Consider the following 10,372-nt stretch of genomic DNA (forward strand, 5'->3'; position numbering starts at 1 on the left):
GGTACACGATTATTCCTGTTGATTGTTAAAGTTCGTTCTATATATGCTGATTTTTACCTTAAATTAGCTGCAAAAGTCGAGTTAATAATTCACAATTCACCATTCACAATTTTCCCGGGAGGTTTTACTTATGCTAAATCATTTTCCCCGTCCCCCTGCCGATAATGGCCGCGGCGTCCATTGGAGCCACAGCCAATATTTTTGGGGCAAAGACAATTGGAGTTTTTGGCAAGAGCAAATTCTGGCCATGCGGCTCAAATGGATTAAAGTGCTGGATGATGGCGGCGGCTCGGCCATGGGCTTGGTCAAACGCCTGGTAAACATTCAGGTGATGCCCGTCATCCGGTTTTACAAAGAAGAGCCTAATCCGGGCCACATCGGTGGCCGGGAGATAGAGACGGTCAAACGTTACGCCGAGATGGGGGCGGTCTACTTTGAAACCAATAATGAACCCGATTTGGACCTGGAGTGGAAAGATCGTAAACGCCCACCCAATTGGTTGGAGATTGTGGTAGATAATTTCATCATCGAAGCCGATATGATCCGCAAGGTGGGCGGCTACCTGCTCTTTCCGGCCTTTGGCCCCGGCGGGCGGGGCAATCCCCTCAAACTCATTGTCGAAAAAGGCCGCCAGGATATTCTGGACGGCAACTGCGGCCTGGCCATCCATAACTACTGCCTGGGCCGGCCCCTGGATTATCCCAACGACCCCGTCAACACCCAGGGCGTCCCGCTTACGCCGGAAGAGTGGGAAGAAAAAGGCGGCATGTGGGCCTGGGAAATGGGGGTTGAAACGGTGAACGAGTGGCGCAAAAAGTTGAAACAGCCCAATGCCAGCATTATGGCCGACTCCACCTGCTTCCGCGCCTTTGAATATTTTGACGCCCTGGTCAATGAAGCGGTGGGCCACTCCATCCCCATCTTTACCACCGAGGGCGGCTACAATGTGGGCCAGCGGGCCGGCACCACCTTTGGCGACGATCCCCGCTACCCCAAACCCACCCCCGAATGGACCGGCCGGCTAACGGAGGACATGTTCAAATACATCCAGGAGGAAGCCCCGGACTACTATTTTGCCTGCATGCCCTGGCTCATTGCCGTAGGTCGCATTGGGGTGTGGGGCGAAGGCTTTGAAAATCAGGGGCCGTGGTTCACCAATCATTTTGACCAACAGTTTGGCCTCAACGGCGAACTGCCGGTGGTGCCTAAACTCAAGGCCCGGCCCGGCAAAGTGCGTCAAGACGGCCCCATGCCCAAGGGCATGAAAAATTTCTACACCGGCCCGGACCTGACCGGGCGCAAATTTGACGACCGCTTCAAATACCTGGAGCCTCAAGTTTTGTTAGAGCCGGTGTCTGATCCCGCCAAACCTCACTGGCGTCTGGTTGAGGCTCGCTGGGCGGACGAACAGGAAGCGCAGGGCCGGGCTTACATTTTTGTCCGGGCGCTTGATGAGGCGGGCAAACCAATGGAAGGAGCCAGGTTTCAGGCAGAGCGGGAAGACGCGGTAGATAAAGTGGAAACCAAAGGGCAAATTGATCAGTATTGGGGCAATTACCTGATGACGGGCCTGCTGGGCACTTACCGGGTGAGCATGGCCCAGGATAACCTGCCCTCCGACAAGCTGGTCAACCCTGGCCTGGGCAATGAGGTTTCGCCCCGGCAAGGCGTGCCCACCAGCTTCTTTTTGACCTTCCAAAAAGTCAAAGCAGGCGCGCCGCCGGCCCCGGTTGAAACAGAAGAACCCGCCCCGGCCCGGCCGACTCCTGAACCCGCCCCAACGCCGGAAACGCCCGCGCCGCCTGTTGGCCCTCGCGCCGAAACGCCGGCCGAGGCTGCGGCTGCGGCCACCGAGTTAAAGGATGCGCTCATAGCCGCGGCGCGCCAATACATTATTCCGGTGAATCGTAATTCCGCCCTCTACCAACATGCCCAGGCTCATCATTTGGGCGAGTTTCTCTCGTCGGAATTTCCGCTGCGCCACCGGGGGGTGGAGTATCGCGCCCAGGTATTTGAAAAGGGCATTGTGTATGTTAAAGCCGATGAGGCTGGCCCGGTGAGGGAAATAGAGCTTTAGCGCCGCCGGTAGAACTGAAATATACCAAGCGCACGCTAAGCTTTCCGTAGGACGGCATCCCTATGCCGTCCGCTCACGCATAGGATGCGTGAGCTACGGAAATTTCAAAATACGTTTGGTATACTACCGCGCCAAGTTTGTCTATCGCCTTCTATTTGGGTATGATAGTGAAGGAGAACAAACCATGAACCGGCAACAAGCCTGGGATTTAGTTTGCGAATATACTCAAAGCCCGCAATTGCGCCGCCACATGCTGGCCGTTGAGTCCGCCATGCGGGGTTACGCCCGCCACTTTGGCCGGGACGAGGAAAAATGGGGCCTGGTTGGCCTGCTGCACGATTTTGATTACGAGCGTTACCCTGATGTGGCCGCAGACGGCCATCCCAATGCCGGCGCGCCTATTTTACAGGAACAGGGCGTTGACGAAGAAATTATCCGGGCCATCCTCTCCCACGCCACCGAAGTAACCGGCGTAGAGCGCCAATCGCTGATGGAGCATACGCTCTACGCCGTGGACGAATTGACCGGCCTGATTGCGGCGGTCGCCCTGGTGCGCCCCTCCAAAGACATCCGCGATGTTACGGTAAAGTCGGTGCGCAAAAAGTGGAAGGCCAAAGCCTTTGCCCCCGGCGTTAACCGCGCAGAAATTGAAGCAGGGGCCAATGCCCTAAATATAGATTTAAATGAACACATCAACATTGTGTTAGCCGCTATGCAAGCCACCGCCCTTGAATTGGGTTTGGCCGGGCCGGCAAACTAAATATTGTAGTCAGATATAGATAAGGACCCCCAATATGACCTCTGAAATTCAACAAACTCCCGCTACTCCCGCTAAAATAATGCATGAAACCTTTAACCAGTTATCCACCATTGTCAGCATTGCCCAGTTCAGCCTGCTCAACGAAGAAATATCGCCCAAACTTCAGGAGGACCTGAAGCGCATCATTGAAACTGTACGTGTGATCTCCAATCATCTTAAACATCTGGCCGAGATGCTGGAGGAAGAGTGATTTGCCGTCTGTGTTCAGGTTGTCAACCCCCGCCGCACTGGGACTGGTAGTAATATTATCAATCTTTGTTATTGCGCCGTTGTTTTACCCCGGCTACATCCAAACCCATAGCGGCTTTGGACCGTTATGGAATGTGCTGGATTTGCGAGCCGCCCCCAGCGCATTGACCTGGACGCCCCACCTGGCCCTCAAATTTGACCCGCTCCGCGGCGATGGCCTCCTGGCCTATTACCTGGCGGCGTTGTTGCCTTTCTCGCCTGCCGCGGCCATAAAAATAGAGGCGGGCCTGGGCTGGCTCCTGGGTGGGGTGGGCATGTTTCTGTGGCTCAGGCGTTGGCTAGGCCATCCCGGCGCGCTCGTGGCCGCGCTGGTTTACACTTATCTGCCTTACCGGCTGGTGGCGGTGTACGTGCGCGGGGCCTGGGGCGAGGCGCTATTTTGGGGCTTATTGCCCTGGGCGATGTTGACCACCACCTCCCTGATTACCTCGCCCAAACTCCCCTTTTTGATAATGACGGCCCTGGTTTGGTTCGTTCTGGGCCTGAGCCAGTTGGGATTGACCCTGTGGGCGTTTTTGGTGGTGGTGGCCCTGCTCCTGGCCGTCTACCCCAAACAATCCCTCCGGCCAATTCTGGTTGCCTTGTTGGGCGTGGGGCCGGCGCTGTGGTTATCTCTATCTCTAGCCGCTATTCCCCCCTCCGCGCCCAATTTTGCCGACCACTTTCTGTACCCTTTTCAACTCTTTTCAGCCTACTGGGGTTTTGGCCCCAGCCGGCCCGGCTGGAACGATGGCCTGTCTCTCCAGTTAGGTTTGGCCGGGGTGGGCTTAACCACGATCACGTTACTTTTATGGTTACGCCCCGGCGGGCCGGCCAACCGCGCCGACCGGCGGCTGCTTTTCTTTTTAACCCTCGCCGTGGCATTGATTCTGCTCCAACTGGGGGTAATGGCCGGGGTATGGCGGCTACCTATCTGGCCCGGCTACACGCTGGCCAACACCCTCGCCTATCCCTGGCAATTATTGGGCCTGACCGGTCTGGCCCTGGCCGCGCTGGCCGGGGCCGCAGTTTGGTTGGATGAACAACTGGCCCGGCTGCCCCTGCTGGGCAGTATCATTCTGGTGATCATCCTTAGCAGTTACCATTACCTTTCGCCTCAATTCATCCGGCCCCGGCCGGAGATGGTTTCCGGGCCGCAGGCGCAACTGGGCCAGGCGCAACTGGGCGCAGAAACACAGGTCGCCCTGTTGGCGCATGATTTTTCCGTATTAACCGGCGACCATACGGCCGGCCTTGTCCGCGGCCAAACGGCCATTCCGCTGGCCGTCCACGGCCCCTTGCGGGCCAACGACATTCTGAGCCTGAACGTAACCTGGCATCCGCTCCGGCCGTTTGCCGAAGACCTGAAAGTTTTTGTGCACCTGGTTGACCCCACCGGCCAGGTCATCGCCCAATTCGACGGCCAGCCCCAATCCGGCCATTATCCTACCTCGCAATGGATCCCGGGCGAATTGATTGCCGACTCCTACCCCCTTCTTTTCCCCGCCAACGCCCCGCCCGGCCCTTACCGGGTTTTCGTGGGCCTGTACCACGAAACCACCCTCACCCGCCTGCCTGTGCGCAACGATGCGGAAGGGAGGGTGATTCTGGATGTCGAATAAAATAAAAATGAGAAGTGAGAAGTTGAACACCGCCCACAAATTGGCCGGGGTTGACCCCTATGTGTGGCTAACGCTTTTGCTTTCATTACCCGTGATTGGGCCGCTTTTACAGCCGGGTTACTTTTGGGGAGGGCACGACGCCCGGCACTCGGTTTACTTTTTGCACCAGTTTGATAAGGTGATCCGGGATGGGGTGTGGTATCCCCGCTGGATACCGGACATGGCCTTTGGTTATGGTTATCCCTTTTTTAACGTCTACGGCCCGCTGGCCTCTTACGCGGGCGAGGCATTTCACCTGCTTGGCTTTAACATTGTCACCTCGGTTAAAATTGTGTTTGGCCTGTCGGCGGTTTTATCCGGCTTGACCATGTACCTTTTTGTCCGGCGGCTGCTGGGCCGGCCCGCCGGTTTGATCGCCGCGCTCACTTACGTTTACCTGCCCTACCACCTGTTTGACCTGTACGTGCGGGCCGACCTGGCCGAATCGGTGGCTTTTGTTTTTGTGCCCCTGGTTTTATGGGGCTTTTACGGGGCCGTCACCCGGCCCCGGCTGCCCGCCCTGGTGGGGGCCGCGCTGGCCTATGCCGCGCTTATGTTCACTCATTCCCTCTCGGCCTTCATCCTCACCGCCATTCTGGGGCTATATGTGGCCTACATGCTGGGCTGGCAATTTTGGCAAAATCGGCGCCGGCCTGAGAGCCAACCGCCCGCTCCGCCGCCCGGCCGGCGGATGGCCCCCTACGTTTGGCGAAGGAAACACAATCCTTACCTGGCGCTTCTTCTTGCCGGTTTGCCGGCCTTATTTGTGCTGCTGCTGGGCCTGGGCCTGAGCGCCGTTTACCTGCTGCCCGCGCTCACCGAGGCCGGATTTGTGCGCACCGACCAGTGGTTTGGCGGGCGTTTTGCTTTTGGCGATGATTTTGTGGAAGTATTTCAGCTCTTTTCTCCTCAATGGGGGTTTGGGGCCAGCATCCCCGGCCCGGATGACCAAACCGGTTTTCAACTGGGTCTGGCCGCCACGGTTCTGTTCATCCTCTCTTTTTGGTTGACGCCCAAACTGGTGGATACCGCCGTGCGCCGCACGCTCTACTTTTTCCAGGGCGTCACCCTGGTGATGGCTTTTTTAACCGTGCCGCTGTCCACGCCGGTGTGGGCGTTGCTGCCCCTGGCCCAATTGGTTCAATTCCCCTGGCGACTCCTGGTAGTGGTGGCGCCCTACATTTCCATTGCCGCCGGGGTCATCCTGGCCGGCGACAAAATTCAAGAAACAGAAACATCGCCCGCCCCTCAGCCGCCCTTCCTTTTCCCGCTGCCCGTCATTATCCTGGCCTGTCTCATTTTGCTCTCCAGCTATCCCTACGTGCAGGCCCAGGTGCGCGATCCCAAACCCACCGAAGGGCCGGTCAGTGAAGCCGCTTTATTTCGCTTTCAACAATCTTCCGATGAGATGACGGGTCAAACGGCCTGGGTGCGGCGTATTCCCAACTGGTCCACCCTGGCCGAAAAAGTAGTGCGGGGCGGGCAGATCAGCACCAAAGTGCATTACGCCGCCCTGCCCGCCGATAACACCGTGGGCGTTTATTCCATGGAAATGGACAGCCAGCACGAACTGCTTTGGGTAGGAACCGAAAAAGAAGGGCAGGCGGTCACGTTTTTTACGCCCTACTATCCCGGCTGGCGGGCCTACGTTTATGAGGATTTGGGGCCGGACGACGGCAATCTGGATAAAGAAGTGGGGCCGGTCACCCGGATCGGGCCGGTTGTGGACCGGCCCGCACTCAGCGTCACTTACCTGGAAGGCTGGCTGGTGGTGCCCATTCCGCCCGGTTTCCATTTTTTGGAGATCCGGTTTGAAGACACGCCGGTCAGGATAATGGGCCGCTGGATTTCTTTTTTATCATTTTTAGTGGGTGGGGGACTGTTGTTAGCGTCGCGCAGGTGGCACGGCAGGGTTAGCCTGTTGCCAGAAGAGGGTAGCAGGGAAGCAGGGGAGTACGGCAGCTATGGAAGCAGCTAAATTATTCATCATGGTGGTTGATGACGAACCGCAGGTGCTTGAGGCGATCCGCCTGATGCTGGAAGACGTAGGCGGCTATCAAGTGTGGACGGCCACAAACGGCCGGCACGCCCTGGAGCGATTGGAAGCGGCCCTGGCCCGAAGACGCCAACAGGGGTTTGGTGGTCAGGTCAAATACCTGCCTGATTTGATTTTATCAGACATTCTCATGCCGGTGCTGGACGGTTACGATTTTTACGAACAAACGCGGGCCAATCCCTATTTGAACCACATCCCCTTTATTTTTCTAACCGCCAAACAAGATGAGGCCGACATTCGCCGGGGCAAAGAATTGGGCGTGGACGACTATCTCACCAAACCCTTCAAAACCGAGGATTTGCTGGCCAGCGTGCGGGGCAAATTAAGGCGGGTCTCTCAACGGCGGGAAATTACGGCCCAGGTAGTGGGAGATGCAAACAAACCGGCCGCCCTGGGCGTGGTTATTCTGCTGGGGCTTATTTTTCTGATTATTTTAGTGACGGTAGTGATTACGATGATGTGGTTAGGGTAGTTCAGGTAGGTTGAGAATAATGAACTTTAAAAACAATGAGAAAGGCCAAACAACAAAAATAAGGCGTAAGAAAGCGCATATTTTCACGCCTCATTTTGACCCCAATATCTGGCTCATCCTGGCCTTTTCCATTTTTGCCTGGGGGCCGCTGCTCACGCCCGCCTATTTTTTCAACGCCCACGACGCCAAACACAGCGTTTTTTTTCTGGTGGAATTTGACCAGACCTTCCGCGATAGTTTTTTCTGGCCGCGTTGGTCGCCGGATTTTTCGTTTGGTTATGGCTATCCTCTTTTTAACCTGTATGCGCCGCTGGCCTTTTACGCCGCCGAGATTGTGCACCTGTTGGGCTTGGGCTTCACCGCCTCGGTTAAAACGGTATACGCGCTGGCCACCATTGCGGCCGGCCTGGGCATGTATGGTTTTGGAAAGCGATTATTTGAGCCTGCGGCGGCTTTGCTGGCGGCGGTGTTGTACATGTATATCCCCTTTCACCTGGTTGAAATTTTTGTGCGCGGCGCCTACGCCGAATTTGTGGCCCTGGCCCTTATTCCCTTTTTGTTTTGGGCCTTCACCGAATTAATGGCTGCGCCCAGCTTATCGCGGGCAGCAGGGTCCGGTCTGGTTTACGGGCTGCTGGCCCTCACCCACCACACCTCTTTTTTTACTTTCAGCCCGTTTTTAATGATCTATCTCCTCTACCTGATCGTGGCCAAAACCCGGCTCCATTTGAAGGGATTGGCCCGGCATGCCCTGTATGCGCTGGCCGCCGGGGGGTTGGGCCTGGCGCTGGCGGCCATCTATCTTATCCCCCTTGTGGCCGAAATGCGCTTTGTTAAGGTAGAACAGTGGACCAGCGGCAGTTACGACTATCTTCAACACTTTGTTTACTTTTCGCAATTTTTATCGCCGGAGTGGGGTTACGGCTATGCGGGCGCGGGCCTGATGGATGATTTTTCGTACCAGTTAGGCATTGTGGCCGTTGCCCTTGCCTCTTTTACCCTGATCGCTATCATCCGCCGCGATTTTCCGCATCGCGGCACCGCCCTGTTTTTCTTGATTTTCACCATCGCCATCATTTTATTGATGTCGCCGCTGGCTAAACCGGTCTGGCAAATTCTCCCGATTGCCGCATTGGTTCAATTTCCCTGGCGCTTGTTGGGCATGATGGCCTTTACGCTTTCGCTGGTGGGAGGGTCTCAATTTGCAAATTACGCAAATCGCCAACCCATCCCCAACAAAATTGAAGGCTCAACAATCGAACCGCAAACCCCATATCCGTCGCTCTACCTTCTCTGCCTGGTAGTTATCCTGGCTTCTTTTCCCTATACCCTGCCCCAATACACTCAAGTTCCCGCCTGGGCTGAAACGCCCCTGGCCGTGATCAATTGGGATCGGGCCTCTATTGCGGACCGGGTGGGGATGGTGTCGGTAACCCGGGAGCAGCCCCACACCAGCCCCATGGAGCCGCAATATCTCAACGGCCAACCGCTAACGGTGGCCGGCCTCATCGCCGGGCAGGGCACGGTGGAAACGCTGCATCACGGGGGGCAGTCGGACAAGGTGCGCGTGGTCGCCGCCGGGCCGGTCGCGCTGCAATTTTATACCTACGACTATCCCGGCTGGCGGGTCAGCATGGACGGCGTACCGCTTTCGCATCGGGTTGAGCCGCCCTACGGTTTGATCACGGTTGACGTTCCGGCGGGCGAACACATTGTGCTGTTACGCATGGGCAGCACGCCCGCGCGAACAGCGGGCGGTATCATCAGCGGCCTGGCCCTGCTCGTCATTCTTCCGCTTGCCCTCAAAATTGACAAATCCTCCCGGATACCCGATAATTGACCGTTATGACCGAATGTTCAGCCTGCGGCGCGGCCTTAAAAAACTTTGAAACCCGCTGCCCCTTCTGCGGCAAACCAACTATTCATTACCATCGCCAGCGACGTTGCTTGCACTGCGGGGCGCCGGCAGCCCAAAAAGCCACCACCTGTATGATGTGCGGCCGGCCGGTGGATAGCTTGCCCCTGGCCGCGTCTTTTAGTGGCTCTTGGCTGGGCGTTACCCTGGGGGTGGCGGTTATTGTGGGCCTGGTGTGGGGCGTTAACACGTATCAGCCGCTTTACCATGAGGTGGTTCAGGCGGCCCAGGCTACGCCTACACCCACGGCTACGGCCACGCCGGCTTTGTTTCGCCCCCCCACAGCCACGGCTACGCCTCCCCCCACCACCTCACCCACCATCATTCCCTCGCCCACCCCCCGCACCCATGTAGTTGAGGCCGGCCAGGCGCTTTATTACATTGCCCAATTGTATCAAGTATCTGTGGAAGAATTGGCGGCCATGAACAACTTGGCCGATAGCCGCATGTTGCGGGTAGGCCAGGTGTTGGTGGTGCCCGACAGTCCCATTAATTGGGATACGGCCGATAACCAACTACCGCCGCAAATCATCCACGTTATTCAAGCGGGCGAAACCCTGGGCGACCTTTCGGTGAAATACGACACGCCCCTGGATACAATTTTTGCCGCCAACCCGGAGGTCAACCCGGATTTGGTTTACGAAGGCCAGGAGATCATCATTCCTCTGGCTATGCCTACGGCCACGCCCACCCCCACCCCCATGCCTACAGCCACTCCTACGGCCACGCCGCGTTATTTGCCGCCAAACTTGTTGGCCCCCGCCGACGGCCAGTTTGTCAATAGCTCCACCCTCTTCTTTAACTGGACCGCCACCGGCTGGCTGACCGCTGACGAGTTCTACGTTTTACAATTGGCCTGGCCTGATGGTTCTTATACGGCGCACTGGACCAAGGGCAATAGCTGGCGCTTTGGCCAAAAGGACCGCCCGTCAGCCGGCGTGGTCACCTGGAGCGTAGCCATCATGCGCCAAACCGGGGCCGATGCGACCGGCTCGCCGGTGGGAGTTGAATTGGCCACTCCTGATCAACTGCGCACGGTTGAGTGGTGGTAAAGCGGCCCAAAATGTTCAAGCTAAGGTTCAATCTGCATCAGTATAGTGCTCCAGAAAAGTTTTTGCCGCTGAAACAGGTAGCAAGGTAACA

General features: G+C 57.0%; 8 protein-coding genes. All 8 read left to right on the forward strand.

Features of this window, described 5'->3' with window-relative positions; genetic code table 11:
* Positions 1-130: 130 nt before the first annotated feature.
* The 8 genes from JW953_12880 to JW953_12915 all read left to right on the forward strand — a co-directional run bounded on the left by JW953_12880 (position 131) and on the right by JW953_12915 (position 10,281).
* Positions 131-2,077 (forward strand): hypothetical protein, encoded by a 1,947-nt coding sequence (locus JW953_12880; protein ID MBN1993587.1) that lies wholly within the window; start codon positions 131-133, stop codon positions 2,075-2,077.
* A gap of 184 nt (positions 2,078-2,261) precedes the next feature.
* Positions 2,262-2,837 carry an HDIG domain-containing protein gene (locus JW953_12885; GenBank protein MBN1993588.1) on the forward strand — a complete coding sequence of 192 codons (576 nt, stop codon included), beginning with the start codon at positions 2,262-2,264 and terminating at the stop codon, positions 2,835-2,837.
* A 34-nt stretch (positions 2,838-2,871) separates the two neighbouring features.
* A complete protein-coding gene (locus JW953_12890) occupies positions 2,872-3,087 on the forward strand; it encodes a hypothetical protein (protein ID MBN1993589.1) in 216 nt (71 codons plus the stop codon).
* Between the two features lies 1 nt (position 3,088).
* Positions 3,089-4,747 (forward strand): hypothetical protein, encoded by a 1,659-nt coding sequence (locus JW953_12895; GenBank protein MBN1993590.1) that lies wholly within the window; start codon positions 3,089-3,091, stop codon positions 4,745-4,747.
* Complete coding sequence (locus tag JW953_12900; GenBank protein MBN1993591.1) at positions 4,737-6,764, forward strand: glycosyltransferase family 39 protein; 2,028 nt, start codon at positions 4,737-4,739, stop codon at positions 6,762-6,764. Before JW953_12895 ends, JW953_12900 begins: the two co-directional genes overlap by 11 nt.
* Positions 6,751-7,314, forward strand: a complete 564-nt coding sequence (locus tag JW953_12905; GenBank protein ID MBN1993592.1) for a response regulator — start codon at positions 6,751-6,753, stop codon at positions 7,312-7,314. The genes JW953_12900 and JW953_12905 overlap by 14 nt, the downstream gene beginning before the upstream one ends.
* A 19-nt stretch (positions 7,315-7,333) precedes the next feature.
* Positions 7,334-9,154 (forward strand): hypothetical protein, encoded by a 1,821-nt coding sequence (locus JW953_12910; GenBank protein ID MBN1993593.1) that lies wholly within the window; start codon positions 7,334-7,336, stop codon positions 9,152-9,154.
* Entirely contained in the window at positions 9,151-10,281 is a 1,131-nt protein-coding gene (locus JW953_12915) for a LysM peptidoglycan-binding domain-containing protein (GenBank protein MBN1993594.1), read from the forward strand. The genes JW953_12910 and JW953_12915 overlap by 4 nt, the downstream gene beginning before the upstream one ends.
* Positions 10,282-10,372: the final 91 nt, after the last annotated feature.

This window comes from Anaerolineae bacterium (assembly GCA_016931895.1).
In the GTDB taxonomy this organism is placed as follows: Bacteria; Chloroflexota; Anaerolineae; order 4572-78; family J111; genus JAFGNV01.